At 55.8% G+C, this 26699-nt stretch carries 26 protein-coding genes; 11 read left to right on the top strand and 15 right to left on the bottom strand.

The features are described from left to right. Positions 1 to 48: 48 nt before the first annotated feature. A complete protein-coding gene (locus tag TIRI35C_RS09735) occupies positions 49 to 1986 on the bottom strand; it encodes a S16 family serine protease (RefSeq protein ID WP_188202682.1) in 1938 nt (645 codons plus the stop codon). Between the two features lie 154 nt (positions 1987 to 2140). Between TIRI35C_RS09735 and TIRI35C_RS09730 the strand changes: the two genes are divergently transcribed. The 3 genes from TIRI35C_RS09730 to TIRI35C_RS09720 are packed head-to-tail and all read left to right on the top strand — an operon-like array spanning position 2141 to position 4446. Continuing rightward, positions 2141 to 2692, top strand: a complete 552-nt coding sequence (locus TIRI35C_RS09730) for a universal stress protein (RefSeq protein ID WP_188203210.1) — start codon at positions 2141 to 2143, stop codon at positions 2690 to 2692. 13 nt (positions 2693 to 2705) lie between these two features. Further along, positions 2706 to 3992 (top strand): ArsB/NhaD family transporter, encoded by a 1287-nt coding sequence (locus tag TIRI35C_RS09725; protein ID WP_188203209.1) that lies wholly within the window; start codon positions 2706 to 2708, stop codon positions 3990 to 3992. Positions 3993 to 3996: 4 nt separating this feature from the next. Then, positions 3997 to 4446 carry a universal stress protein gene (locus tag TIRI35C_RS09720; RefSeq protein ID WP_188202681.1) on the top strand — a complete coding sequence of 150 codons (450 nt, stop codon included), beginning with the start codon at positions 3997 to 3999 and terminating at the stop codon, positions 4444 to 4446. Here the strand turns inward: TIRI35C_RS09720 and TIRI35C_RS09715 are convergent. Further along, positions 4443 to 4697, bottom strand: coding sequence for a hypothetical protein (locus TIRI35C_RS09715; RefSeq protein ID WP_188202680.1), 255 nt, complete (start codon positions 4695 to 4697; stop codon positions 4443 to 4445). The genes TIRI35C_RS09720 and TIRI35C_RS09715 overlap by 4 nt on opposite strands. Further along, positions 4694 to 5203, bottom strand: coding sequence for a winged helix-turn-helix transcriptional regulator (locus TIRI35C_RS09710; protein ID WP_188202679.1), 510 nt, complete (start codon positions 5201 to 5203; stop codon positions 4694 to 4696). Before TIRI35C_RS09710 ends, TIRI35C_RS09715 begins: the two co-directional genes overlap by 4 nt. A gap of 95 nt (positions 5204 to 5298) precedes the next feature. Between TIRI35C_RS09710 and TIRI35C_RS09705 the strand changes: the two genes are divergently transcribed. From TIRI35C_RS09705 to TIRI35C_RS09685, 5 genes are all read left to right on the top strand, one after another. Further along, positions 5299 to 6660: a TldD/PmbA family protein gene (locus tag TIRI35C_RS09705; protein WP_188202678.1), complete on the top strand. Its 1362-nt coding sequence runs from the start codon at positions 5299 to 5301 to the stop codon at positions 6658 to 6660. Between the two features lie 72 nt (positions 6661 to 6732). Then, positions 6733 to 7230: a ferritin-like domain-containing protein gene (locus tag TIRI35C_RS09700; protein ID WP_188202677.1), complete on the top strand. Its 498-nt coding sequence runs from the start codon at positions 6733 to 6735 to the stop codon at positions 7228 to 7230. Positions 7231 to 7275: 45 nt separating this feature from the next. Continuing rightward, a complete protein-coding gene (locus tag TIRI35C_RS09695) occupies positions 7276 to 8565 on the top strand; it encodes a TldD/PmbA family protein (protein ID WP_188202676.1) in 1290 nt (429 codons plus the stop codon). Between the two features lie 64 nt (positions 8566 to 8629). After that, complete coding sequence (locus TIRI35C_RS09690; RefSeq protein ID WP_188202675.1) at positions 8630 to 9292, top strand: DUF257 family protein; 663 nt, start codon at positions 8630 to 8632, stop codon at positions 9290 to 9292. A 46-nt stretch (positions 9293 to 9338) separates the two neighbouring features. Continuing rightward, positions 9339 to 11507 carry an alpha-amylase family glycosyl hydrolase gene (locus TIRI35C_RS09685; RefSeq protein WP_188202674.1) on the top strand — a complete coding sequence of 723 codons (2169 nt, stop codon included), beginning with the start codon at positions 9339 to 9341 and terminating at the stop codon, positions 11505 to 11507. On the opposite strand, the gene TIRI35C_RS09680 is transcribed toward TIRI35C_RS09685, so the two are convergent. The 6 genes from TIRI35C_RS09680 to TIRI35C_RS09655 are packed head-to-tail and all read right to left on the bottom strand — an operon-like array spanning position 11504 to position 19372. Continuing rightward, complete coding sequence (locus TIRI35C_RS09680; protein ID WP_188202673.1) at positions 11504 to 12094, bottom strand: PH domain-containing protein; 591 nt, start codon at positions 12092 to 12094, stop codon at positions 11504 to 11506. The genes TIRI35C_RS09685 and TIRI35C_RS09680 overlap by 4 nt on opposite strands. Then, positions 12085 to 12951: a hypothetical protein gene (locus TIRI35C_RS09675; RefSeq protein WP_188202672.1), complete on the bottom strand. Its 867-nt coding sequence runs from the start codon at positions 12949 to 12951 to the stop codon at positions 12085 to 12087. The genes TIRI35C_RS09680 and TIRI35C_RS09675 overlap by 10 nt, the downstream gene beginning before the upstream one ends. After that, the gene (locus TIRI35C_RS09670) at positions 12948 to 14207 is read right to left on the bottom strand and encodes a DUF58 domain-containing protein (RefSeq protein WP_246454755.1); all 1260 of its coding nucleotides are present in this window, start codon (positions 14205 to 14207) and stop codon (positions 12948 to 12950) included. The genes TIRI35C_RS09675 and TIRI35C_RS09670 overlap by 4 nt, the downstream gene beginning before the upstream one ends. Next, positions 14204 to 15172: an AAA family ATPase gene (locus tag TIRI35C_RS09665; protein WP_188202671.1), complete on the bottom strand. Its 969-nt coding sequence runs from the start codon at positions 15170 to 15172 to the stop codon at positions 14204 to 14206. Before TIRI35C_RS09665 ends, TIRI35C_RS09670 begins: the two co-directional genes overlap by 4 nt. Next, positions 15169 to 16170, bottom strand: a complete 1002-nt coding sequence (locus TIRI35C_RS09660; RefSeq protein WP_246454753.1) for a hypothetical protein — start codon at positions 16168 to 16170, stop codon at positions 15169 to 15171. Before TIRI35C_RS09660 ends, TIRI35C_RS09665 begins: the two co-directional genes overlap by 4 nt. Further along, positions 16154 to 19372 carry a transglutaminase domain-containing protein gene (locus TIRI35C_RS09655; RefSeq protein WP_188202669.1) on the bottom strand — a complete coding sequence of 1073 codons (3219 nt, stop codon included), beginning with the start codon at positions 19370 to 19372 and terminating at the stop codon, positions 16154 to 16156. The genes TIRI35C_RS09660 and TIRI35C_RS09655 overlap by 17 nt, the downstream gene beginning before the upstream one ends. Positions 19373 to 19486: 114 nt before the next feature. Here TIRI35C_RS09655 and TIRI35C_RS09650 point away from each other — a divergent pair, with 114 nt between their 5' ends. The 3 genes from TIRI35C_RS09650 to TIRI35C_RS09640 all read left to right on the top strand — a co-directional run bounded on the left by TIRI35C_RS09650 (position 19487) and on the right by TIRI35C_RS09640 (position 23191). Beyond that, positions 19487 to 20272, top strand: coding sequence for a BtpA/SgcQ family protein (locus tag TIRI35C_RS09650; protein ID WP_188202668.1), 786 nt, complete (start codon positions 19487 to 19489; stop codon positions 20270 to 20272). A gap of 116 nt (positions 20273 to 20388) precedes the next feature. After that, entirely contained in the window at positions 20389 to 21738 is a 1350-nt protein-coding gene (gene glmM / locus TIRI35C_RS09645) for a phosphoglucosamine mutase (protein WP_188203207.1), read from the top strand. A 52-nt stretch (positions 21739 to 21790) separates the two neighbouring features. Further along, the gene (locus TIRI35C_RS09640; protein WP_188202667.1) at positions 21791 to 23191 is read left to right on the top strand and encodes a hypothetical protein; all 1401 of its coding nucleotides are present in this window, start codon (positions 21791 to 21793) and stop codon (positions 23189 to 23191) included. Positions 23192 to 23271: 80 nt separating this feature from the next. Here TIRI35C_RS09640 and TIRI35C_RS09635 read toward each other — a convergent pair whose 3' ends face one another. Genes TIRI35C_RS09635 through TIRI35C_RS09610 form a run of 6 tightly spaced genes read right to left on the bottom strand, consistent with a single transcriptional unit; the run spans position 23272 to position 26592 of the window. Continuing rightward, positions 23272 to 23838, bottom strand: a complete 567-nt coding sequence (locus TIRI35C_RS09635; RefSeq protein WP_188202666.1) for a metal-dependent hydrolase — start codon at positions 23836 to 23838, stop codon at positions 23272 to 23274. A 36-nt stretch (positions 23839 to 23874) separates the two neighbouring features. Next, positions 23875 to 24525 (bottom strand): hypothetical protein, encoded by a 651-nt coding sequence (locus TIRI35C_RS09630; RefSeq protein WP_246454751.1) that lies wholly within the window; start codon positions 24523 to 24525, stop codon positions 23875 to 23877. A gap of 1 nt (position 24526) precedes the next feature. Beyond that, positions 24527 to 24958, bottom strand: a complete 432-nt coding sequence (locus TIRI35C_RS09625) for a PIN domain-containing protein (protein ID WP_188202665.1) — start codon at positions 24956 to 24958, stop codon at positions 24527 to 24529. Then, positions 24959 to 25183, bottom strand: coding sequence for a hypothetical protein (locus TIRI35C_RS09620; protein WP_188202664.1), 225 nt, complete (start codon positions 25181 to 25183; stop codon positions 24959 to 24961). Positions 25184 to 25216: 33 nt separating this feature from the next. Beyond that, a complete protein-coding gene (locus TIRI35C_RS09615; protein ID WP_188203206.1) occupies positions 25217 to 25795 on the bottom strand; it encodes an AAA family ATPase in 579 nt (192 codons plus the stop codon). After that, a complete protein-coding gene (locus TIRI35C_RS09610; RefSeq protein WP_188202663.1) occupies positions 25792 to 26592 on the bottom strand; it encodes a hypothetical protein in 801 nt (266 codons plus the stop codon). Before TIRI35C_RS09610 ends, TIRI35C_RS09615 begins: the two co-directional genes overlap by 4 nt. Positions 26593 to 26699: the final 107 nt, after the last annotated feature.

The following is a 26699-nucleotide window of genomic DNA, read 5'->3' as shown; positions in this document are numbered from 1 at the left end:
CTGACCTCCTCCCCGCCGTGAAGGGCGAGGCTTGTGAAAAGAAAAATGTCAGAGCTTTCTTCCAATCAGCGCACCGACTAGGAACGCCCCCACCGCCGCTGCCGCCAGAACCGCGGCGGGGAATCCCTCAGACGTACCTTCCGACCGGGCACTGGGGGAGCCATCGGTCGGAGTGGACGCGCCGGTTGGTATGATTATCTGGGGTACGTCGGTTGAGTTGTCCTGGGGCAGTGGGGTCTGCTGGGACGGAGCGCTGAGGAAGAGGCCGGCGGTTTCCCTGGCATACTGGTAGAATATCATCGCAGTCTGCATGTCTTCGATACTTCCGTTACCCTCGGCGCTCTTCTCGTAGCTCTCGGCGAACTCGTAGTAGGCCATTGCGAGGACTGGCGTGACACCCTGGCTTTGGGCCACTCCTATGGCCGTCTTAGCGTCGTCCTTCATGGCCTTCATTTTGTCCATCAGCACGCTCCTGTTTTCTATACCCAGCGTGTCGAGGAAGACCTGCGCCCTCACGCGTGCCTCCATTGCCGTGAACAGTGCCGCCGAGTACTTGCCGTCCTCATAGTACTGTTCCGCCTGCTGGATGCTCTGACTCAGGTCGCCCCCAACGGTGCCGTACATCGACTCGATGTAGGTGACGATGAGGCTGGACTCATCTATGTAGTCCCTCGCTGTGGCCTTGACGACCTCCCTGCTTATCTCGTCGTTTCCGGCGAACCTCTCCCCGAGGTGCGCCCAGAACTCTGCAGTTTTGGCCCTCTCGTAGGCGTATGCCGCATCGCCCACGGCGTCCCAGTAGTCGCCGCTGTAGTAGTACTTCCACGCTTCCTCAAGCAGCCCCTTGGCCTGCTCCACCCTCTCCTCCGCGGCAGCTATTGCCTGGAGCATCGTGACGCCCTTTATGGTTATCCCGGAGACGGTGCTTTCCGACGCGTTTATCCGGTTCCCGGCTGTCTTGAGGAGCCTCTGAACATCGTCCTGGGACTTCACGTCCAGGTACCAGTCAACGTGCCGTATCATTATCCTTGCCTGGAAGTCCTTGCTTAGTGCGGTGTAGTACATGCCATCATCGATCGCTTCCCTGGACTGGTTGAGAACTGCACTGGCCTGGTTCAGGGCCTCCATCAGAGTGGTGTACGTCGCGTAGCCCACGTCGCTGTCCTTGAGCTTCCCGAGGGTCTCCCTGTAGTATGCGGTGGTGTTGTCGTAGTCGCTCAGAGCGTCGTCTCTGAGGAATGACGTATCAACGCTGACGTAGGAGGGGGTCTCGGGCCTCGGTATCCTGTGCCCTGTGAAGTAGTAAACGGCGTCATATATGTCCTTTATCTCAATAACCGTCAGACCCCAGCGCTCTTTTGCGTAATCTACCACATCCACCTTCTTCGTCTGGGTGTTTATCTCAACTATGCCCCCTATCTCCTTCTTCTGGGTTTCCTGAACGTACTGAACCCGCTGTCCCTCGGGGATGAGGAACACGTTGGCCCCGACGTCGTGGGCGGCGGATGCCTTCTCCAGTATTCCACCAACCGGGCCGATGGTGCCGTCGGGGTTTATCATTCCCGTCATCATGACCTTTGGATTGACCTTCCATCCCTCGAGGGCCGCGATTATTCCGACGGTCATGGTTCCTCCCGCGGAGGGCCCGCCGATGATTGGAGAATCGGCTTTTATCTGAATGAAGACGTCGTACTTGTCCATGTCCACGCCGAGAACCTTGCCAGCTATCTGAGCGGCAAGTCTCGCGCTGGCCTGCATATCGACCTCCGCCAGGGGCCAGGTCTCCACGTAGACGTGTCCGGTCCCGGGTGCAACTGTTATCACGAAGTCGGTGGCCACTCCGACGAGCTCCCCGCTGGAAGTCTTTGAGACTGCCGGTGCCTTCAGAACAACCGTGTGTCCCTCTTCTGGGCACTGGGCCGCTGCAAATCCTGCGAACGGAAGAACCAGCAGGACTATGAGAAGCACGGCTGCTGTTCGTTTCATACTCTCACCCCGCACCTATCTCTGCGGCTTTTAATAAAGGGTTTGTGGTTCATCCGTTTAATGAAATCTCGTCTGGATGACCGTTTTCTTTTCGAAGTCGGCACCGGAAAAAGCTTATATATTCCTCGTCTCCCTTCGGAAGGTGGGGATGGGAATGGACATATTCAGCAGGCTCATCCAGAGGAAGTTTCAGAACATCGCCGCGGACAGGTACGAGGAAATAACCCGGCGGTACAGGGAGTTTCTGCTCCTCCCCGAGGAGTTCGTGCTTCCGGAGGTTCGTTCGATTCTGATCCCCATTGACAGGTTCTCAGGTGAGATACCCGATGAGCTCTACGAGACGCTGAGCGCCTACAGTGGTGCCTCGGTGACGCTCGTTTACATCTCTGAGAAAAGAACTCTGGAGCTCATCGAGCAGACCCTTGGGAAAGAGGAGGCTGAAAGGCTCAGGAATGCCAAAATGGAATTTGCCCGGAACCTCGTTCTCAAGATGGCCCCCAGGCTGGAGGCCCTGGGCCTTAAAACAGAGCGGAGGCACTTCATCGGGAGCAAGAGTGACGACGTCATAAGGCTTATGAGGGATGAGAACTTCGACCTCCTGGTTGTGTCCCGGAGCTATGGCTCGGAGGTCACCAGGACGTCCCCGGTGAGTCCCGTCGTTCTGAGGATAGTCCAGCATCTTGAAAGCCCGGTTATAATCTACTAGTTGGGTGATGACCATGGAGCAGACCATCGCAGCAGGAATAGCCGTAGCAGTGTTCCTGATAACATACGCCATGATAATCAGCGAGAGGGTTCACAGAACGGTTGCGGCCCTCTTTGGTGCGGCCGTTGTGTTATTCCTCGGCATAGTGCCGTGGGAAGCGCTTCCCGAACACCTCGACCTCGACACGCTCTTCCTCCTCATCGGTATGATGATAATCGTCAACACCGCCAAGGAGAGCGGTCTCTTCGAGTTCATAGCCATAAAGACCGCCAAGTTTGCCAGGGGGAGTCCTATGAAGGTTCTCCTGCTGTTCTCCGTCGTCACCGCCGTCATAAGCTCGGTTCTTGACAACGTTACGACCGTCCTGCTGTTGACCCCGATGCTCCTCTACATAACGCGCCTGATGGACATCAATCCCGTCCCGTTTCTCCTGGCAGAGGTTTTCGCCTCCAACATCGGCGGAACCGCCACCCTCATTGGGGATCCCCCTAACATAATGATAGGCTCCGCGGCCGGGCTGAGCTTCAACGAGTTCCTCCTCAACATGGGGCCGATAGCGCTCGTTGACCTATTCACCTCCCTCGGGATAATATACCTGGTCTACCGGAACGCCATGAGGATCAGCGACGCCAAGAGGGACAGGATACTCTCAACCATTGGTGAGCTCGATGAGAGAGATGCCATAAGGGACTACTCACTTTTTAAGAAGTCCGTGGCGGTTATACTCGGCGTGGTCATGCTCTTTTTCATCCACGATCGGCTGGGGATTGAGCCCGCAGTGGTTGCCCTCACCGGCGCCTCCGTTCTCCTCCTGTGGAGCGGGATGGATCCTGAGGAGATCCTCGAAAAGGTCGAGTGGACGGCGATATTCTTCTTCATGGGCCTCTTCATACTCGTTGGTGCCCTCGTGGAGACCGGCATCATCGACGGGGTTGCCCGCTGGATACTGGGGTATATCGGGAACACCGGCGAGGCGCTGATTATAATAACCTGGTTTTCCGCGGTTTCCTCCGCCGTAGTGGACAATATCCCTCTCACAGCGGCGATGATACCCCTCATAAAGGCAATGGGGAGTTCGATGAACGTTTACCCGCTCTGGTGGGCCCTCTCCCTCGGAGCCTGCCTCGGCGGCAACGGAACCGCAATAGGTGCGAGCGCCAACGTGGTCGTCATCGGTATCGCGGGCAGAGAGGGAGTTCGGATAACGTTTATGGACTTCCTCAAGGTTGGGCTCGTTATAATGTTCGTTACCGTTGCCATTGGAATGGGGTTGCTCTGGATAAGATACATAGGGGTGTGATGTCATGCGGATACTCGTCCTCGTTGATGGTTCGAAGTGGAGCCAGAAGGCTGCTCTCCACGCCATCGCCATAGCCAAGAAGAAGAGGGGAAAGGTCATACTCTTCTCGGTCCTGGACAGGAGGGAAGCCAGGGCCATGGCCTTCAACCTGGGAATGTTCAGCGAGAACCTCTCGGAGGTCGAGAGGTTTGAGGAGGAGATATGGAACGACATGAAGAGGAGCATCAAGCACCTGATGACGAACCTTCTGGAGCTCTGTCAGGAGGAGGGCGTGAACTGCTCCTTCAGGATAGTCGAGGGTTCCGCCAAGGAAAAGATCCTCGAAGAGGCCAACTCCGGTCGCTACAGTCTGGTCGTCATGGGCGCCTACGGCAGGAGCGGAAAAACGAGGATAGGGAGCCTCCTTGAGGAGGTAGTGGGTCTCATAGGCCCTCCTGCCATGGTGGTTCGTTAGCGCCTCCAGAGCGAGAGCACCAGCAGGGCCAGAACGACCACCTCCAGAGAACTCACCACCAGCCCCACGTCCCGCTCTATCCACGCCGCCAGTTTGGCGGTCTCTATCGTCTTTTTGATCGCCAGCAGGAGGAAGGCTATCATCAGGTACATTGCAGGGCGCAGATGGCTCTTCCTGTACGCGATGAACGAGATCCCCGCCAGTGTCAGCGCAAGGATCAGTGCCGTAATAGCGAGTAGGGTTTCCATCATTCTCCATCACCCACGCTCGTCAGCAGGTCTATCAGGTTGTCTGCCAGCTTATCCCACAGGCTCGGCCGGTACTCCTTTATCAGCCTTGCTATCAGCTCGGGGTCGTAAGAGAGGGTGTATATGACGCTCCTGCTTTCCTTCTCCGCGGTCACGACGCCGAGCTTTATCAGTTCGTTCATGTGATAGCTCACCGTCGGCTGGCTGAGTCCAAGGCTCCCCGCCATCTCCTTCTGGTTCTTCGGCCCCTCCATGAGGAGCAGGAGAATCTTCCTCCGTGTCTCCGTTGATATTGCTATGAGCAGCCTCTGCGCCTTCTCCTCGAATCCCCTTGGGAACAGGTAGCGCCTCTTGCCGGTTTTCTTTGAGAATACCCTGCCCTCTTTCTCGAGTTTCCGGAGATGATACTGCAGGTCGCCTATGCCTATTCCGAGCTCCCTTGCCAGCTCCCGGAAGGTTATCCCCGGCTTGTCCGTGATAGTTTCGAGTATCTCTTTACGCCTCTCCATAAACCAACCCTTAAACCATATGGTTCATCCATCTATACCGGATCTCTATAACAACCCATATAAAGGAACTCCCTTTTATGTCCATCGGTGTGCGTATGGAGGAACTGGTGAGAAAGGCCGAGGAACTTGCGGGACGTTACGGCATACCATATTATGAGATCAGGATAACCCGTGTCACGGCCGCCCATCTCGGCATGCAGAACGGCCAGCTGGAGGAGCTTTCCCTCAACACCGAGATGGGAATAGGTGTCAGGGCGTTCAACGGCGCCTGGGGTTTCTCCAGTGCGAACGACATGGGGCGGGCGGAGGACGCTATAAAAACCGCGATGAAAATTGCGAGGCTCTCAAGAGGGAAATCGGAGATTTATCTGGGCGACCCCGTGAAGGACAGGGCGGTGATCGGTGTTAAAAAGCCCTTCACGGAGGTCGACATCGAGGATAAGCTCGCCCTGGTGAAGGAGATCGATTCCCTTCTGAGAGGGGATGCCATCTCAAGCAGGCGCGTCCACTACGGGGACGGTCTCAAGGAGACCTTCTACTTCAACTCCCTGGGAAGCGAGATAGAGACGGTGACCCCTCGCCTTCGCATCGCCCTCTCGGTCACCGCCAGGGAGAACGGCGAGATGCAGGGCTACTGGAAGAGCTTTGGCGGAACAGCTGGCTGGGAGCTGGTGGAGGGGATAGACTTCCCCCGATGGGCGGACATAATTAAGGAAAAAGCCGTCTCCCTCCTCCACGCCCGCTCGCCACCCTCGGGCGAGTTCGATGTGGTAATGGACCCGGAACTTACCGGAGTCTTCATCCACGAGGCACTCGGTCACGCCGCTGAGGCGGACGCCGTCAAGAACGGCGACAGCATACTCGCGGGCAGACTGGGGGAGAGAATAGCCGTTGAGGGGCTTACGGTCGTTGACGACCCGACACTGCCAGGCAGGTTTGGCTCCTACGTGTACGACGATGAGGGCATCAAGGCGAGGCGCGTCGAGATAATCCGGGACGGCATTCTCGTGAACTACCTCAACGACCGCGAGACGAGCGCTTTGCTTGACCTCGAGCCGAACGGCCACGGGAGGGCGCAGGGCTACAACTATCAGCCCCTCGTGAGGATGAGCAACACCTACGTTGAGCCCGGCGACTGGAGCTTTGAGGAGATGGTTGAGGAGGTTAAGAACGGCCTCTACATGATCGGGGACAAGGGCGGCGAGGTTGATACGGCAGGAGGTACCTTCACCTTCGGCGCGAGGGAGGGCTACCTAATTAAAAACGGCGAGGTAAAGGAGATGGTTCGCGACGTGGCCCTGTCCGGGAGCATACTGGACGTCCTGAAAAACATCCGCGCCATCGGGAACGACCTGAAGGTCGATTTTCCGGGCTACTGCGGTAAGGGGCAGTGGGTTCCGGTTGACGACGGCGGCCCGCACGTCCTCACGAGGGCTCTGGTGGGTGGGCTTCGCTGAAGGATGGGTTTCTGTTTTGGATCCGCGAGACCCGAAAGCAAAGCGTATATACATCAACCTTCAATTTTATGTATGGTGACGAAAATGGCGATAGACGTTGATATTATACAGGATGTGGAGATCCTGCTGAAGAACCTGAACGGGTACGAGCTCCTCAGCTACGCCATATGCAACGAGAGGTGTGGGGCCGAGACCTACGAGTGGCTGGCCAAGCGCGTTGAAGGAATGCTTGCCGACGAGTTCCTGCAGCTGGCGGGGGAGAAGAGGAAGCACGCGGTCCAGATGTCTGAGCTGTTCGAGAGGCTCTATCCCGGTATGAAGCCCCTCGAGTTCAATGCCCCTCCGCTGGACACCCTGCCGGTGTGTGATGAGATGATGAGGGTGGAGGACGTCGAAAACGCCCTGGCGCTGGCCCTGATTTCCGAGGCAATAGGCAGGGACATCTACAGAAAGCTCCAGAGGATGGCGGGGGATGAGGGGGTTGCGACGCTCTTTGGGGAGCTGGCTGCAATAAAGGAAAACGCCTACGAGCGGCTCCTCCGGCTGTACAATGAGGTCATTGGAGAGTAGCAGAATACCTTTTAAATTCCCCTTCGAACTCTCCCCGGTGAACCGATGATAGATGAACTTATTGGAATCCTCGAGCGCGAGAACGTGGAGTGGGAGCTTTACTGGGAGAGGGGCAGGGGAGGCTCCTTCAGGATAGAGCGCGAGAGACTTGAGCGCTCCCAGAGAAAGTTCCATTCGGGGATAGGCCTCCGCATCGGCTACAGGGGCAAACTCGGCTTCTCCTACATAACCGGCCTGAACCACGACCGCAAAACGCTTGAAAACTTTGTGAAAAGAACGATAAAGCTTGCGAGGATAAGTGAGGTGCCCTTCGCGGGATTTCCCTCCGGGGAAAAGCCGCGCCCCGTCGGTGGACTCTACGACAGGCTCATCGACGAGATTCCCTTTGAAGACGCCTACGCCCTCGCGGGCGACTTTGCGTCCAGGATGGTCGAGCTTAAGGGCGAGGGAATTACCCTCTCCGGCTCGCTGGCTTTCGGCGTCAACACCTACGGCGTTGCGAACTCGAACGGTGTTTTCCTCGAGGAGCGCTCCACTGGGATGAGTGTTTCCGCCTACGCGGTCAAGGAGGGCGGGAGAGCGGGAACCGGCTCATACTATCAGTCGTACCGCTCTCTTCAGCCCTTTGAGGAGCTCGAGTGGGCTGTAACTCTTGCCATTGAGGAGGCGGAGCTGAGCGGCGCCGCCGGAAAGCTCGACGGATATTCCGGCGAACTGGTTCTTGAGCCCGAGGCATTTGGGGCGATCCTGGGGATCCTGCTCGAGAACCTCTACGGCGACAGCGTTTACTTTGGCAGGAGCAGGTTCTCCAGGCCCGGTGAGCCCGCGGCCGCCGAGGGGCTTACCCTCATCGATGACCCATCGATCGAGGGTCTCCCTGGGAGCTACTCCTTCGACGGTGAGGGGACCCCCTCCAGGAGGACTGTTCTCGTTGAGGAGGGTGTGCTGAAATCCTTCCTTCTTGACCACACGTACGCCTCTTTCCTTGGTATGGAGAGCACTGGAAACGCGGTTCGGGACTTCAGAACAATGCCCCACATAGGGACGAGCAACCTGCTGGTCGAACCTGGGAGGGAGAGCCTCCGCGACTTCGAGGGGGTTGTGGTTAAGAAGGTCTTCGGCGAGCACACCGCCAACCCCGTCAGCGGTGACTTCTCACTGACGGTTGAGCTGGGATACGTCGTGAGGAACGGGGAGCTTCAGCCCTTCAGGGACAACATGCTTGTGGGAAACGCCTTCGAGGTTCTGAGGTCAATCCTCGCCGTTGGACATGAAACGGTTCGCAGGGGTTCCTTTGTCTCCCCGAGAGTCCTGACGGTGGCTAGAATAGTGTAAAACAGTGGCCGCCGCGGTAACCTTTTATACTTTGCCATTGTAAAATGTATCCGGTGATATAACAATGGGCGCTCATGCCGTGGATCAGGTTCTCTTCGGGCTCAGACCCGGTGAGACAGTCCTCATTGAGTACAGTGCGGTTTCTTCCCCCGAGCTTCTCCTCTACCTGATCTGCCGCAGGGGCAGGGGCAGGAGAACACCTCTCATAATCGACGACATCTCGGATGCCTTCGCGGAGAGCATCATCCGCCTGGATTTAATGGGACTGGAGCTTGAGGGCCTCAGGAACGCTCCGGTCATAAAGATTGGGGGGAGCAGAGACATCGGAAACATCTTTGGAAGGGTGGAGGTGGACAAATACTCCCTGGACTTCAGGTACTACGATGAGATCTACGAGAAGATAGTCCCGGAGGAGGTTGTTTTTAACCCCGTCCTCGGGATCCACAAGCTCTTTATCGCCCTTGAGCGGCACGAGGTTATACGGCTGATCCGCAACATCTCGACCTTCGTCGGGAAGAAGAGCCGCGTGGCGCTGTACTTCCTTAACCGGGACATTATGGAGAGGTACTCCCCGGAGCTGCTCCCTCTCTTCGAGGAAACTGCCAGTACCGTTCTTCACTGGAATTTTGGGGGTGGCAAGTACCGGCTTGAGGTTATCAAGGCCGCCAACAGCTCTCTTGTTGGTTCCCGCATTTCCCTGGGCTTCAAGGACATCTCGCGGGCTTGATGTGAAAATTTTTAAGCCCCCATTTCTTATCACTTCTGGTGATACTGTGAGGAGAGCACTGGCTGCGGCTGTCATTCTGCTGCTCCTGATACCGCTGGTGGGTGCCTACCAGGTCCCTGAAAGGGGCGTCGTCTATCAAATCATGGTTGACCGCTTCTACGATGGGAACCAGAGCAACAACGAGCCCTTTTATGACCCGACCCACACCAACTACCGCCTCTACTGGGGCGGGGACATAGAGGGACTAACGGAAAAGCTCGACTACATAGCGAGCCTCGGCGTCTCCATGATATGGGTCTCCCCGCTCAACGACAACATAAACAGGATGGCACACGGCTCCGCCCCCTACCACGGCTACTGGACGAGGGACTACAAACGCATAGAGGAGCACTTCGGAACCTGGAAGGACTTCCTTAAGCTGGTAGAGGAGGCCAGAAAGAGGGGAATATGCATCGTGGTTGATTACGTCCCCAACCACTCAAACCCATCAACCGACGGTGAGTTTGGAGCGCTCTACGACAACGGGACCAAAATCACTGACTACTTTGAGGACACCAAGAACGCCACGGTGAACCCGATAACGGGCATAAGAGAGGACATCTACCACCACAACGGCAACATTTTCACCTGGTCTGGAATCCCCCTCAAGTACGCCAACCTCTACGGTTTAGCAGACTTCAACCAGCTCAACCCCTGGGTCGATTCCTATCTCACCGAGGGGGCGATGCTCTTTGCCAATTCGGGCGCCTGCGGCTTCAGGATCGACGCCGTCAAGCACATGGAGCTCGGCTGGCTTGAGACCTTTTACCTCCGCCTCTACTCTGAGAGACCCCTCTTAATCTACGGGGAGTACTACTCGCTCTCGCCGGAAAGGAGCGACGATTTATACGAGCTCTACCGCTACTCCAATGTCTCGCCGGTTCTGAACATACCGATAAGGGCCGATATAGTGAAAACCTTTGGCTTCGTGGGAAGCCTTGAGACGCTCTCCAGAACGCTTGAGGACTATTACTCCCGTTTCCTCTATCCAAACAAGCAACTGAACTTCCTCGACAGCCACGACCTAATCCGCTTCCTCAACGGGGCGAGGAGGGAAGACACCGTAGAGCGCTTCCACATGGCACTGGCACTGACGATGACCCTGCCAGGGATCCCGGTGATATACTACGGCGACGAGAGCTATCTGGTGAGCAAAGACGGAAAGGGCGACCCCTACAACAGGCCTATGATGGCCTTCAACAACACCACGGAAGCGGCAAGGATAATCAGAACTTTAGCTGAGCTGAGAAAGACCAACGATGCCCTGGCTTTCGGAGACTTTAAAACGCTTTACGCAAACTACTCGGTCTGGGCCTTCGAGAGAACCTTTGGAGCGCACAGACTTCTGGTTGTGATGAACAAGGGCTCGCCGGCGGAGCTCAGCATCAACATCGACTGGCCCGACGGAACTTATGTAGATGTCCTCTACGGAGCAGAGATGGTGGTTGAGAAAGGCAAAGCGACGGTAGAACTGCCGAGAAACAGCTTCTACGTCTTCCACATTGAGCGCGAGCAGGGGGAGCCTTTAATAGGTTCCTTAACCCCCTACACCGCAAGACCCGGCCAGGAAATCCTCATAGCCGGGGCCGGCTTTGGAAGCGGTGGAAGGGTTACCATCGGCGGCGTTGAAGCGAGGGTTCTCTCCTGGAACTCAACAGAGATACTGGTTGAGGTTCCAGCAATAAATACCGGAAAGGCTTGGCTTGACGTGGTGGTGGAGACGGGTGGAAAGGCCAGCAACGTTGCTAAGCTCCGCTACTATTCGGGAAATGACGTTCCTGCATTAATATCACTCAACGCCAGTTCCGTGAACCTCTCCAGGGCGAACCTCTGGATTAAAGGCAACCTATCAGAGCTTGCCGAGCCAAGACCCCTGCTCAGGTCCTCAACGGGCTACTACTTCACCGTCGCCCCGCTCCCCAAAGGGGCTGCTTTCTCCGTGGAGCTCTACGAGGGCCCCTACTGGGGTGAGCTCAGGCCCCTTGGGGTGAAGCTCTACGGCTTCGTGAACTCCACGGTGGTGGTTCTGCGGGAGGAACCCCATGCCACCGAAACAGCCCCGACGATGCCAACAACGACAATAATCCACAGACCAGTTGGAAAGAACCCTCTTCCCTACCTCCTCGCGGCTCTCCTGCTCGGGGCGGCTCTGATAATCTGGAAGAAAAGGGGCTAAATCTGTTCCAAAAGTTTCTTTCTCTTTTCCTCGTACTCCTCCTGGCTTATCACACCCATGTCGTAGAGTTCCTTCAGCTTCTTGAGCTTTTCGAGCGGGTCTTCCTCCTTCTCCACAGGGGGCGCGTGCTGGACAGTCGATCCCGGGACGACCCTGCTCACAAGTTCCTTTGGCTTCTTCAGAACCCATGTCTCGTGGGTCAGGCCTTTCTTGACCTCTATCGTGACCGGCTCGATGGCTATAGCGTTTAGGGCGTCCTTTATGGCGTTTATCGTCTTTCTCGCCTGCTCCTTGTTCATCCAGCCGAGCTTGAGCCTTATGTCCTCCTCGCCCTTTATTATGAACTCCGAGGAGATGATGCCCAGCTCTATCGTTACCTCCTCGAGCTTCTGGTATGGCAGGGCCTTTATGTCGTACCTGCCCAGAATTTTTTCGTCGAGGTAGATTATCCTCCTGTTAGTTACTATGAGCCACTTTGGCTTCTCCACGCTTATCTTCTTGCGGACGGTGAACAGAACATCCTCATTCGGCTCCAGGTGTCTCAGAACGGACTTTGGAAGGTCGTTGCCCACTACTCTCACCCCCATATTCTTCGGCGCCAGCCTATATTAACCTTCTCTTTTTCCACCCGGTAGAGCAGGAAGAGGGTCTCCTGATCGACGCTTTCAATCAGGGGGCTCAGGGCTTCTTCCTTTTCTCCAGTTCTGAGAATGACCCTCCTCGGTCTCTCCCCCGTTTCGGCCTCCAGTCTCACGGTCTCCCACTCGAAGCCCATAGAGCGGCTCACCGGCAGGGTCAGCGTCCTTTTTGGGGTCTGGATAACCACGCTCCCGTTGAATGGGGGGGTTTCCACTGCAACGACCACCCTCCTGTAGCTCCCGCTCTCGATGGAGGAGTATGCGACGACCAGCCCCACCGTGAGGAGAATCAGCGGCAGCAGGGAGCCGGCCGCCGGGATTCCCAGATGGTTGCCCGCCCAGAAGACCGCCAGGGAGAGAACGAATGCAGCCAGCAGAAAGAGAAGGCCGTAGAGCAGCGTTCTCTTTCCTACTTCCTGCCCTCCCAGTACCTTCAGAACGCCCTCCCACTCCTCTGCGGTCTCCACGTAGTCCGCGGTGATTCCCAGGGCAACGAGGGCGAATATCGGGATCGCCGATGAGAAGTACGGGCTGGCCAGTATCGCCTCCCCCAGGTTCCTGTAGGCTTCGGGAAATGCCACGGGCAGGAACTGCGACGCCCCGATCGTGTACGGGACTGCGTAGAGGGTCATCGAGAGGGAGACGGCCCTGCTGGCGGAGCCGCTGGATAGAAAGACTCCCAGCAGGATCGCCGCGAGCGCGGTGGGAAGTACGTAGCCGCTCATCCCAGCGACGCTGGAATACGCCAGCGCGGTCAGAGCCGCCGCGGGAAGAACAACAGTGAATTTTGCGGGGGTGAGGCTCATCTTATCTCCCCCAGAAGCCTGGTTACTATCCTGCCCGTTTCCTCCTCGCCGGGCAGCCAGCGGACGACGTAAGCTCCGGTTTTCTCCAGGTCTTCCATTATCGCCCTCTTCTCCATCTCCATCAGCGTCCCGGTCCCCGGGTCGAGGGTTGGATAGACCGAGATGTCCACCACCATCGGCCTCGTCCTGCCCCGCCCCATGGCCCTCACGGCGAGCATTCCCCTCCTCGTCTCGGCCCACGTTCCCTCCAGGATGTTGGAGACGTAGACCACCAGGGGGGTGTACTGGATGAGTATCCTCCTCAGCCTCTCCACCGCGTCGTCAAGCCTTTCCTCCCCGGTTTGGACCCTCTCAAAGCTCATCATGGTTCTAACGATTTCGTGGAGCTGTCTGGGCCCCGTGGCAGGTGGGATGAACTTTCCCGCTCCCAGCAGATAGAGCCCCACGTGGTAATCCTTTCTCAGGAAGCGGTGGGCCATCGACGCGACGAGGTTCATCGCTTTCTCGTAGGGGCTCTCGCTCTCCTTTCCTATCTTCATCGCCTCCCGGGCGTCCACAATGAAGAGCACGGTCTTCTTTCCTTCCCTCTCGAACTCGTTGACGAGCACCTCCCCCATCCTCGCGGTCGCCTTCCAGTTTATGAGCTTCATCGGATCCCCCGTCTGGTAGTTCCTTATCTCCTTGAAGTCCGTTGAGATGGGCCCCCTTATGGAGTAGCTCGTCTCCGGAACGCTTATCCTCGCCTTTCTCCGGGTTTCAATCACCGATACCTCTCTCAGCACCCTGGGAACGGCCCTTATCTTCAGCTCCTCCCCGTAGAGTCCCCACAGATAGCGGGTTCCGAGGGGACTCCTTGTGGTCACCTCGCTCCTGGGCAGGGTGTAAACGCCCCTGAGGACGGGCTTTATCCTGTATGTGTATTCAACCCGCAGTGACTTGGGGCCCTTGAAGAACACCCCGACGCTGCTGCCCCCGGTCAGCGCCACGCTCCCTGGCAGGGGATCCCTGACGACCACTATACCCATACCGCGTTCGACTGTGACGCGCACCCTGACCTCGACCTCCTCGCCGAGCCGCACCTCCCTCCGGGATATCCTCCTCACCACGGTTATGCCCTTCGGTGGTTCGATCAGCGTTCCCAGGGCCAGGATGGATAGGGGCACCGTGGCCAGGCCTATCATCCCCGGGGAGAGAAAAAGCGTCCCCAGGAGGAGTGCCCACAGGAGGTAGCCCGTCAGGTTCTTCCTCATCTTCATTCCGCCCCTTTGGGAACTGGGGTCTTTTCCAGGGCTTCCATTATAACGTCCTCGCCTCTGATGCCCTCGAAGGAGTACTCCGCCCTGATGACGACCCTGTGGGCCAGGGCATCGATGGCGAAGGCCTTGACGTCGTCCGGAAGAACGTAGTCCCTGCCCTCAAGGAGGGCGTTTGCCTTTGCCGCCTTCATCAATGCGATTCCGCCCCTGGGGCTCGGGCCGGCCTCCACCCTGGAATCCGCTCGGGCGTTCCTCACGAGCTCCGAGATGTACCTCACGATGTCCCTGCTGGTGAAAATTCTCTCCTCCACGAGGTCCTGGATTCTTACGAACGTCTCCCTGTCGATCATCGGTTCCATGTCAGCGGTTGGGTCGTCCTTTCTCCAGCTCAAACGCGCTTCAAGGATTGCCATCTCATCCTCCAGGCTCTTTGGATAGCCCACGCGCAACCTGAGGAGGAACCTGTCGAGCTGGGCTTCGGGGAGAGGATAGGTCCCCTCGAACTCTATCGGGTTCTGTGTTGCGATGACGAAGAACGGCCGCTCCAGGGGGAAGGTCTCACCCTCTATGGTCACCTGCCGTTCCTCCATTGCCTCGAGCAGAGCTGATTGAGTCTTTGGTGGAGCGCGGTTTATCTCGTCCGCCAGAAGGACGTGGGTGAAGATCGGGCCTTTAATGAGCTCGAACGTTCCAAGGTTCTGGCGCCACACCTTCGTTCCCAGTATGTCCGCAGGGAGCAGGTCCGGGGTGAACTGAACGCGGGTGTATTTCAGGCCCAGAACCCTCCCAAAGGCTTTGGCCAGGAGTGTCTTTCCCAGGCCGGGGTAGTCCTCGAAGAGGACGTTCCCGTTGACGAGAGCCGCCGCCAGGGTCTTCCTTATGACTTCCTCGTTGCCGATGTAGACGGTTGAAATTCTCTCCACAATCTCTTCAAGCTTCTTGGAGGCTTCCTCAATCTCGGTCATGGCTTCCACCCCATCAGGTCCCTCAATCCTTCAAAAACTTCCTTCACAATCCTCTCCCTCCTCTCGAGCTCGGCCCTCTCATAGCGCCGCCTTATCCATAGCGGCATGAGGGGGGAGACCGTTTTTCCCTCGTAGTCCGCCACCTTCGAGATGAGCGCTCCGAACTCCTCCCTGTCCCCGAAGAGCCTCGCACCGTAATAGGTTACGAATGCCACCAGCGGTCCCCTCCTGCCGCGCACGACGAAATCCTCAACGGCCCTTCTGGCTTCCATCATCTCGGGGCCCAGCCTCTCCAGCGTTTTTGCCTCGTGCCTCCGCCACTGCTCGAGGAGGTAGCGCTCCGGGTCATGTTCAGCCACGTGGGAGTACACCATCGATCCGGCCAGAACGACGCCCAGGACGAGCACCAGCCACTCCCCGTAGAAGACCAGCTCTGGGTGGCTCTCGCTGAGTTCACCTCTGACGGAAACGTAAAGGCCCAAAACACCGCCGAGGGCACCTATTCCAAGAAGGTTCCTCTCGATGACCTCCACCCAGGGGTACCTTTCGACGAGTTCTGAGGTGGCGTAGCCGAGCAGGAACGCGGCCCCGGTGTAGCTGAAGACGCTTCCGTAGGTCATCAGCGGGGGCGTTCTGGACAGACCATAGAGGGCCAGGAAGACCCCAACTCCCCTAACGACCCTGGCCCGCTCCTCCAGATTCGGCGCGGTGAGTGCAACCCCCGTGCCGAATGAAATCAGGGCCAGCGGGATGCGCCACTCCGGGATCGGGATGAGAAGGGCCGCGGTCGAGAGGCCGAGCGGCACGAGAAACCCAGCGAGGAGCTCCCTCCCCACTCCCTTCGCCACCTCACGCGCGGTCATAAACAGCGCTAAAATTACCGATGGCTCCCTGATGGTACTGAGGGGCTCCGCCCGGGATGAAAGGGCGTAGACGAGGGCAACCACTCCAAAGTAAATGCCTATCCGCCCCCAGTTGAGCTTAAACAACGCAACCACCTCCAACCAGCTCGAGGAGCGAGCGGTAAAATCTGATGAACTCCCCCCGCGACACCTCAACCGTGCTGTACTTGGCCCTCTCGAAGACCTCCGTTAGGGTATCCAGGGGCTCCCAGGGGTACATCATGTCCGTCAGCGCCGCGGCTATCTCCCGAGGGGTCATTCCCTCGACGTCCAGGCCGGCCCCTCTGGCCCACGGCAGGAAGCACCTCTCGTAGTAATCGACCACTGCGTCGTCGTAGCGGGGCACTATCCTCACGGTCGCACGTTCGATGAGCTCCCCACAGCGTGCCTCTATGGTGTGTTCCCCAACTTTCGGGGCCAGGGTAAAGTCCCGCCCCCTCCCTACAAGTTTTCCATCAACGTAAAGCTCTGCCTCCCCCTCGCATTCGATGCTCAGCTCCACCGTTTCCCCCTCCCTGAATACGGGAATGCCGTTGTTGAAGATAATTTTCAGAACATTCTCCGCCCTCCTTCTCTCAGGTCTTCTTCTCGTGAGACGGTATCTAACTATCAATGCGCCGATGACCAGAGCTATGGCGATGTAGGCCCAGGGGATTCCCCGTCTTCTGGCTATCACGACATGGAACCTCCCGCTCGCGGGCAGGTAGTAGGATGAGCCGTCGAAGACAACAACCACAGTTGTGTTGGTTTCCTCCTCTGGCACAGGAACTTCGAGGGTGGCTACTCCGGAGCCGTTGGTCATTACCCGCATCGCGAAGCCGTCCACGCTGACGTTGAGGTAAACCCCGCTCACCGGATTGTTGACGGGATCAACGACCCTGAACCTCAGCGCCGCGGTTTTTTCGCCCTCCGCCCTCGGCGTCAGGAGCTCTATTTCCACCGGTGAAAGAACCACCACCGTCGTTCTCCCAAGGGTTCTGGTACCGTGGCGGAATTCCACGGGCCTTTCCCCGACCGTCTGGAATGGTTCGATCGTCAGCTCAAAGCTTCCGTTGGTCACGTCTACTGGATACGTCTTCCCCGGAAACACGTAGGCCTGCAGGGCCACGTCCTCGATTCCAGCGACCTTTCCACCGATTCTGATGGGCTCCCCGATTTCTCCGGTTATCCTCTCCGGAACATCCAGCTCAACGGTCGCCACCGTGACGTTCATGGCGGATGGAGAGTACTCCGGACTTCCTGGATACCTCACTGTCAGCACGTGCCTCTCAATCGTGGGGAGCCGGAGAACCAGGGAGAACCTGCCGTCCGTGAGGGTGGAGGTCTCCCCGAGGGGCCTTCCATCGAGGTAGTATTCGATGCTGGCATTGGCTATCGGTTTCCCAGCCCCGCTTAGGAGGCTGCCGATGACCGTGACGTTGCCTGGTCTGGCCAGTATCAGCCCAGGCATCGAGAATCTGGCCAGCCCCCTGACTTCGACCGTGAATGTAGCCCCGGATGGGAGGTAAGGATATCCGGGGGGAGTGAGGTAGTATATGAAGACCTGCTTAGTCCCGGGGGAGAGGTACACCGGGATGTTAACGGGGAGCGTGAAGGTCCCGTTGGATACGTTTGCGTAGCCTATCAGGACGTCCCTTTCCCCGTCGTTTATGAACGCCGCCACGCTTCCCCGGCGCGGTCGTTCGCCCCTGGCGCTACCTTCCACGGTCCCGTTTATAACGAACGAGTCCCCCGCGGTCACCGCTCCAGGTGCCTCCGCTTTGATTTCGGTTCGCTCCACCACGAAAATCGGGAGGTGGATTTTGTATTCGTCCGCTTCTCTCGTGACGGTGAGGTTCTCGATGTGCCAGCCGTTCGGGTAGTCGTCGGGTGGAATTAGCCTGACGTACATCCTGGTCTCGTTTCGCAGGGTTTCGATGGAGAACCAGGAATCCACCAGGGGGGATCCCGTTTTGAGGCCCACCCCTCCGGTGCCGGGCACGGTGAGTTCCACGGTAAGTGCATCGTTCTTGCGCAGGTACGCCGTAACTGGGTCTGGCAGGGCACTCACGTTTCCCGGGACAGTAACCGGAACGATCAGGGTCTGCGAGTTTCCTTCCCCGTCCGTTGCCCTGACCATGACGGGATAGTAGCCTGGCTCCCCGAAGGGCCCCACCGTCAGGTTGTATATCCCCGACTCGTTGATGACCGCTATCCTCCCGAGGGTTGGAACGTCCACGGTAACGCTCGCGTTTGCCCCTCTCGCGACCCGCTCGAACTTTATCGTGACCGTTCCAGATGAACCCCGCTCCAGGGGCATCAGAACTCCAGGTGCCTCCAGTTCGAAAGGCATGTACACGTTCTGATCCGTGGGGTGCAGGGGGTCAAAGACGAGCCAGCCGGCGTTCTCGAAGTAAACCTCCGCCCAGAAGTGCCTGTTCTTTTCGGTCACGACCTGGGTCTGGGGGATTGCATCGATGTAAACCCCCTCGACGAGTCTCGCGGGAAGGCCGTTCAGCCGGGCCAGGACCACGAAGGCCGAGGCGAAGTCGTAGGAACTCCCTGCCTTGGACTCGAACAGGAACCACTTCAGCCTGTCAGCCTCCTCGTGTGGAGTTGCGTTCTCCACGTTCCTGTAGTTGCTGGCCAGGTATCTAACTATACTGAGCGCTTTCCAGTAGTCCGAGCGTGCCCCCGTTGTTATGCTCCTCGCCAGGGTCACCAGCCGGGTGTCGTTGGGGGCTGAGAGATACTCAGTCTGGTTTCCTGCCGTGAGGTTCATCAGATACGGCCACTCAAAGGTGTAGCTCACCGTCGAGAGGGAGTACGCGGTCACGTTCAGGGGGGTTCTGAAGAGGTTGTACTCGGGAATAGCCTCTGCCCCGGCACCGTCAACGTGGGTCGTGTAGAGGGGGGTGAAGAGGTTCCCGCTGAGGGGAAGAAACGAGATGACGGTTATTCTGTCCCCTCCGGCGTGATGGGGGACTTTTATTTCCGGGGGCGCGATGACGTTGCTCGGAACCCTCGTGGCGTTTCTCGTCAGCCACCTTCCGTTCACGTAGTCCGTGTAAACGTTGAGCCTGAGGTAGTGGGTGTGGGCCGCTCCCGTTACGAGGAGAACGAAGTGGGGCGAAGCCGGAACCTCGACCTTAGCAGTTTCGCTGGTCTCGTTCCCGGGCGGAAGCTTTGGGGAGAATATCTCCTCGATGCTCTTGGTTCCTGGGGGAGCCTCGATGAGGGCTGGTCCAAGCACGACGGAGACAAGGAGGAGGGAGAGCAGTGTTAGCGTGAGAAAGGCGATGTATTTCCGCCTCACCATGATGTTCCTTACTTCAACCGCGGGTTATATAAGGCTTTGCATCAATGTATTATGTTGAACATTCCTGCCCAAAACCCTTAACTACGGGCGGGTCGTCTTTGAGTTGGTGGTGGTATGGAATTCGAAAGGAAACCCCTCATAGGCATGGTTCACCTGAAACCCCTTCCAGGATCGTACCTCTACGGCGGGAACTTTGATGACGTGATAGAGTCTGCCCTAAAGGACGCGAAGACCCTCGAAGAGGCCGGATTCGACGCGATTATGGTGGAGAACTTCGGCGACGTCCCGTTCCCGAAGTACGTGGACAAAACCACAGTTGCGGCATTCACCGCCGTCGCCAAGGCAATCCGCGACGGGGTTGACCTTCCCCTCGGTATAAACGTCCTGAGGAACGATGGCCTTGCCGCCTATTCCATAGCCTATGCCGTGAAGGCGGATTTCATAAGGGTGAACGTGCTGAGCGGTGTAGCTTACACCGACCAGGGGGTTATAGAGGGCATCGCCTATGAGCTTGCCAAGCTGAGGAAGCTCCTGCAGAGCAAAATAAAGGTCTTCGCAGATGTTCACGTCAAGCACGCGGTACACTTCGGGGACTTTGAGGACTCACTGAGGGACACCGTTGAGCGAGGCCTTGCCGATGCAATCGTCGTCAGCGGCAGGGCGACGGGAAAACCCGTCGATGTGGAAAAGCTCGCTCTCGCGAAGAAAATCTCGCCGGTGCCAGTTGTAGTGGGTTCGGGCACTTCCTACGACAATCTCCAGGAGCTCTGGAAATACGCCGACGGCTTCATAGTTGGCACGTGGATAAAGCACGACGGTAAGGTCGAGAACGAGGTCTCGCTCGAGAGGGCGAGAAAACTGGTCGAGCTGGCCAAAGAACTGCGGGAGAAAAATCCCTAGTTTCAGTAATGATAATGAAGTAGTGCTATCTCCCATGGTGTCGGGTACTCCCTAATGGCGAAAGGGTTATATCTCTGCTTTTTGATTTCATCGCATCACTCTCACGGGTGGTGCTCATGGGAAAGTACTTCGGGACGAGTGGAATTCGTGAGGTCGTCAACGAGAAACTCACTCCAGAGCTTGCCCTCAACGTTGGAAAAGCGTTAGGAACATACCTCGGAGGGGGCACCGTTGTCGTTGGTAGGGATACCAGAACGAGCGGGGAGATGCTGAAAAAAGCATTGGTAAGTGGTCTCCTATCGACCGGGGTTGACGTAGTAGACATCGGCCTCGCCCCAACTCCGCTGACGGGCTTCGCCATAAAGCTCTATGGGGCAGATGCCGGCGTTACAATAACGGCCAGCCACAATCCCCCCCAATACAACGGCATAAAGGTCTGGCAGGCCAACGGGATGGCCTATACTCCAGAAATGGAGAACGAGCTTGAAAAAATTCTCGAATCAGGGAACTTCAGGAAAGTTGCGTGGAACGAGATTGGAAGCATCAGAAAGGCTGACCCGAGGGAGGAGTACATAAGAAAAGCCCTTGAGATGATTGAGCTGAAAAGCTCCTACACGGTTGTCCTCGACACGGGCAACGGTGCTGGAAGCATTATTTCCCCATACCTCCAGAGAGAGCTTGGCAACCGCGTGATAAGCCTCAACTCTCACCCGAGCGGGTTTTTCGTCAGGGAGCTTGAGCCGAACGCTAAGAGCCTTTCAATGCTGGCAAAAACAGTGAGGGTAATGAATGCCGACGTTGGAATAGCCCACGACGGCGACGCCGACAGGATTGGCGTCGTCGATGATGAGGGGAACTTCGTGGAATACGAGGTCATGCTCTCGCTTATAGCCGGCTACATGATCAGAAAGTTCGGGAAGGGTAAAATAGTTACCACCGTTGATGCCGGCTTTGCCTTAGATGACTACGTTAAACCCCTCGGCGGTGAGGTTATAAGGACCCGCGTTGGCGACGTTGCCGTTGCCGAGGAGCTGGCAAAGCACGGTGGCGTCTTTGGCGGTGAGCCTTCTGGAACTTGGATAATGCCCCAGTGGAACCTGACGCCCGATGGCATCTTCGCCGGTGCTTTAGTTCTTGAGATGATTGACAGGCTCGGCCCGCTTAGCGAACTCGCTAAAGAAGTCCCGCGCTACGTGACTTTGCGCAAAAAGATACCCTGCCCCAACGAGAAGAAAGCGAGGGCAATGGAGATTATAGCCCAGGAAGTCCTCAATGCCTTCGATTACAAGGGGCTCATAGACATAGACGGCGTCAGGATTGAAAACGACGACTGGTGGATTCTCTTTAGACCGAGCGGAACCGAGCCGATAATGCGCATAACTCTGGAGGCACATACGGAGGAGAAAGCTAGAGAGCTGATGGAGAAGGCAGAGAGGCTGGTGAAGGAGGCGATTGAAAGGGCTTGAAGGATAACTTTTTTAAGTTGAATTTATTCCTATTATTCTGTGGTGATGTAATTTGGGAATGAATCCGGAGTTTGGATTACTAGTAGATGGTCTTGAGGCGTTATCTTCAATCCTTCCGGGAATATTTGTGCTATTGAGAGAGCGTATTCATAGACGTGAAAAATCCTTACGTTCGACATTGATGTTTCATGGTACTGCTTTTGAGCAATATGCAAATGTTAATATGAAAATTGAGAGAGAATTTGAAGGGGATGTATTTAAAATTCTCTTAGTGATATTGCTTATTATTACTTCTCTTGTGGCATGGAGGTTAGGATTCAAATTAAGGGATGCTGTTATTTTTGGTATTTTAGTGTCCCCGATAATTGCCCCTATAATTGCTTCAGTTGAGTCTTTTCTCGTTCATAGGAGAATACTAGGAGATAGACAGAGAAAAACAGAGAAAGATGCAAAAACTATAATTGGAAGGGCTTTTCTTAATGTTTCACTTCCTGTACTGGTGCTAGCATTCTTTCTTTTCATACCTCTTCTTTACTCTTCAGCTTCTTTCCACTGTGGGGATTATACTAGTTTTCTGTATAATGCTTCTAGGTTATATTCAAATAACTCTACTGAACCTTTTTTAGCATTTAAAGACATCACAACTAAAGGAAACTCATGGATTCTTGTTCAGCCCGTTGAAGAATCCTCTGTGGATAATTGTACTACAAATCTCTTCATAACATTGCGCTCTTCTTGCAAATTCAAGGTTTGTAATTCAAGTTCTCGTTTTAGCAATAATCCTGGACAAAACTCTACCGCCGTAGCTATTGGTTCTATAGTTGCGTATTTATTAGAAGTGCTGACGTTGATCGGAATTTCGAGAATATCGCTGATTTCTGAGGGACAGTGGATTTCAACGTTGAATGAGGATAAGATAAAACGTTCTGTATTTGGCCTACTCTTGACGTTTGCCCTTTCTGGAGTATTAACTATTCTTTGGGTTTGGTCTTTGCCATCTTCTATGAACCATCTCATCTTGATTGGAGCCATTGGAATGGTCATTTTAGCTTATATTGTTAGTGATGTTAAGAGTGTTGCAGTACGTCTTTTATGGAAGGTTAAACTTCCAGAGTTTTCGGATAAATTGCCCCATCTACTTGTGAAAACCAAAACAGGCAACATATTCTTCGGTCAACTATATGACCCTCTTGATGACAAGCTCCTCATCATTCGGAATGCGAAGCTTGTTATTCATGGTGGGCAAGATGTAACAAACACACTTGGAAAGATCGTTTCCCATGAAGTTCCGCCCAATAAGCAAGAAAACTCTCTATCCGTTCCATGGGACGAAATAGAGGTTCTTCAGATTGTTGAGGAAGGATTATATATGACTTCCGAAAATAATTCTAAAAATAAAAACAATTCCGATCAGAAAGAGGTCTCGGAGAAGTCTGGAAAGAAACCCAAGTGATGAAACGGACAAGAAGCAGAAGAACAAGCAGGAGAGCAGGGAAAGATAGTCGAAAGGAATTTTGCTTCTGGCTTGGTTTCTCACTTCAACCTCTTCAGCTTCTTTCCTATTATCGCAAAGGTTGCTATGAACGCCACAAGCACGACCCAGCCGAGGTTCTTGCTCGTTTCCTCTGGAATGACGATATAGGCGAAGAGCATAACCGTGAGGAACGTCACTCCGATGAGGACGACCCCTTCTCCCCTCGTTCCAGTCCTTATCTTCCCCCTTGGGTGAAAGCTTGAGAAGCGGCTCCACTTGATGCCCGAAACCGTCAGCGTATCCGCGAAGAGGTGCGAGACATAGCCGATGAGGAACGCCACCGCCGGCCAGTAGCTGTTGGTTATCCAGTATGCTAAACCGCCAACGAGGGCCGTCATTAAAAGGGCCGCCTCCACCGTGTGTGTAACACCCCTGTGCTCCACGAACCGGGGCATGACGTTCCCGCCGGGCAGCTTTGTCGATATGTACGACTTGGGGTGGTCTATGTCCGGCATCAGGGCCCCGAAGGCGGCTATACCGATGTCCAGAGGGTTCATGGGGGCTCCAAGGAGAATCGCCGTCAGGTAGAACAGAACCCCAAAAACCACGTGCGTGTACCACATCATGCTGCATCATCCAACGGCTCTTTAGCTTAGGAGGATTTAACGCTTTTGACCGCTTAGGCTCTCTTCTGAGCCTTCTACCCTTGCTCCGTTTCCCTCGTTCCTGTGGCGTGCCGAACCCCATAGGACATTCCTCAGCCTCTCGATGCTCCCCTCGATGTCGTCCTTGTCGAACTCGATGTAGGTTCCCTCCGGAAACCTGGCCATGAGTATCTCAAAGAGTATCCCCGGCAGTTTCACCAGCCGGAAGTTTTGTCCCTCGACTATCTCCTTCGAACGCTTCAGCCTCTCCTCCTTGCTCAGGTAGAAGAACTCCCCCATGGCCCTGTAGGGATAGCCTTCCGGGTCGCTTGAGCTCGTGTGGAAGACGCCGCAGGTCGGGGAGCCTTTAACACCGAGGAAGACGACCTTTTCCGGCCTTTCCTCAGTTATAACTCTCCCTATGAAGTCCGCTATTATCTTTGCCCTCTCGCGCATGCCGAGCCTCTCGTAGACTTCTCTGCTTGCCGGTGCCCTTGGCCAGCCAATCAGCTCGTATTCGGGGCACGGGTAGGCCAACACCTGCCAGTCCTCGCCGAGCTCTCCAATCAGCTCCCTCAAAAGTTTCGCCGTCTCGTACTCCTTCTCCTTCGGCCCGCGGTAGACATAGAAGGGGCTTAAAAGGCAGGGTGCGATGATGAGGAGCTTCATCTTACTCACCCATCACTATTTTTGCGAGGTCGTGGGGTGTGAGTATTTGAACTTCACTCCCTTTTAACCCGTCTATCAGGCCTTTGTCTCCCGTTGCAAGGGGAACGTTGAAAGCTAAAGCCAGCGCCACGTATGGGGCGTCTTTTGGGTCGGGCGTTATTTCCATGGCCCTATCGAGATATGGGTTTACCTCTTCCTTGGGGACCGTTACAGTTTGGATTTTGATAATCTCAAGCATCTCAAAGAGCTCATCTTCGGTGAGTTTTGTGAGGCGGAGAATCTTCTTCCAATTTTCCTCAATCTCCTCCCAGAAGAACTCTGGAACGAGAAAATCAACCTTCCTAACAACGTAGTTCCAGGCGAAAATCAGATGAACTTTGCCCCTGCTGTGCAGGGCTGAGAAGACGAGGTTGAAATCTAGAACAACCTCCATCTAATCTACCCCGTACCTCTTTGCGAGATCCTGTTTGAGTTCCTCGGCGAGCTTTTCCGCTTCTTCCTGGCTGAGTTCGCTTTTCTCCGCCAGCTTGATGAACCTGCTGGCTTTCCTGAGCCTCTTTTCGATTTCCCTGATGGCCTCCAGCTCTATTCTTCTTCTGAGCGCGGGCGTGAGGTACTTTTCAATCTCGTCCGGTACCTTCACAACTATCTCACCCATCCTCCCACCGTGCATGAATTATTCCAACTCCCTTTAAACCTTCCCTGTGATTTCCTCAATTATCCTCTCGGCCTTCTCCCTCAGCTCATCTAAGGTCCCCTCGTTGACCATCACGTAGTCAGCTAAACCCTTCAGCTCGCTCGTTTTATATAAGCGCTCCTCGGCGTCGTCCATTGCCTTGAAGTCGGCGAAGCTCTTGATTGTCTTGTCCTTCCTGGCCTTCCTCCTCATCAGGCGCTCGAACCTTATTTCTGGCCTCGCCTCGACGTAGATGACCTTTCCCCCGAGCCGTTTGATGGCCTCTATCTCCTCCCGCGAGCGGACGCCGTCTATGACTACCTTTTCGCAGTGCCTCATCTTGTCCACGGCGAGCCTTATGAGTATGTCCTCGCCGTGTCTCTCCTTGAGGTGCTTCCCGAACTCTATGAGCCTCTCGCGGGTTGGCTCGGCCTTCTCCGGCAGCTCCGGAATCCAGGAATACTCGGAAACGTTGTGGGTGAGTAAATCAATCAGCGGGTCACTGCAGGAAACCCTGCAGAATCCCCTCTCCCCGAAGAACTTGGCAACGGTGGTCTTTCCGGCGGCAATCTTTCCAACGACACCGACTATCATCTTCTCCACATCCTCCAGATCAGATTGGCTCCATCGGTCGATTCCATAAGCCCCTCGTAGGTAAGGGAAGTTACGAACCTGATCAACGCCGTTTTGTCGTAAACTGCCGGCATATCGAAGCCGAGGAGGTACTTCAGCTCGAAGAAGCCTATGTGAAGTAACCTGAAGGGGTTGAGGAGATAAACCCTCCCTTCGGACTTAAGGCCGAAGGAAAAATCCGCCAGAACCAGCTTTGCTCCCCTTTCCTCCGCGAGGGAGACCAGTTTCCTCTCGTCCGGGAAGAAAATCTCCTCCGGTCTGGCATCTATCGGCTCGTACTTCAGCCTTGGAAAGGCGTACCTGATTCCAACGGCCTCGTGGGGAAGCTTCAGCCTCTCGGCAAAGCCGAGCAGGGCTTTCGCGTTGAAGCTCAGGAAGACGAGCGTTTTGATGTCTCCTCTAACTTCCGGCCACTTCCTCGGTGGAAACCTCTTCTCCGCCTCGATTATCGGGAGGAGGAACTCAAGCTCCGTCCCCCTAACCAGTCTCTCGGCTTCCTCAAGCTTCCTCCGCTTTATCTCGAGGTCGAGGTTAGAATAAACCGTAACCTGTCTGACTCCAAGCCTCTCGCGGAGCTTCCCGATGACGAAGCTGTTGCCTATGACGACGCTCTTGTCCGTCCTGTCGTGGGCGATTATGAAGAGCTTGTCGCCTTCTGGGTCGTAGCGAACTTCGTCTATCCTGAACGGGCTCTCAGGAAAGCCGTTCCCGCGCCTTATTTCCCTGACAAGCTCCGATATCTCTCCGACCGTGAACATGGTTCTTCCCTTCTACCTCAAGGAGCGGACTTTTAAGGTTCTCGGCTGGGAATTTGTTCCAAAATACGAACAAAAATTTATAAAATATGGAACAAACTCCCTCCGGT

It is taken from the genome of Thermococcus camini (assembly GCF_904067545.1).
In the GTDB taxonomy this organism is placed as follows: Archaea; Methanobacteriota_B; Thermococci; order Thermococcales; family Thermococcaceae; genus Thermococcus; species Thermococcus camini.
The sequence above is the reverse complement of the archived record's forward strand: the minus strand, read 5'-3'. Positions and strand labels throughout refer to the sequence as shown.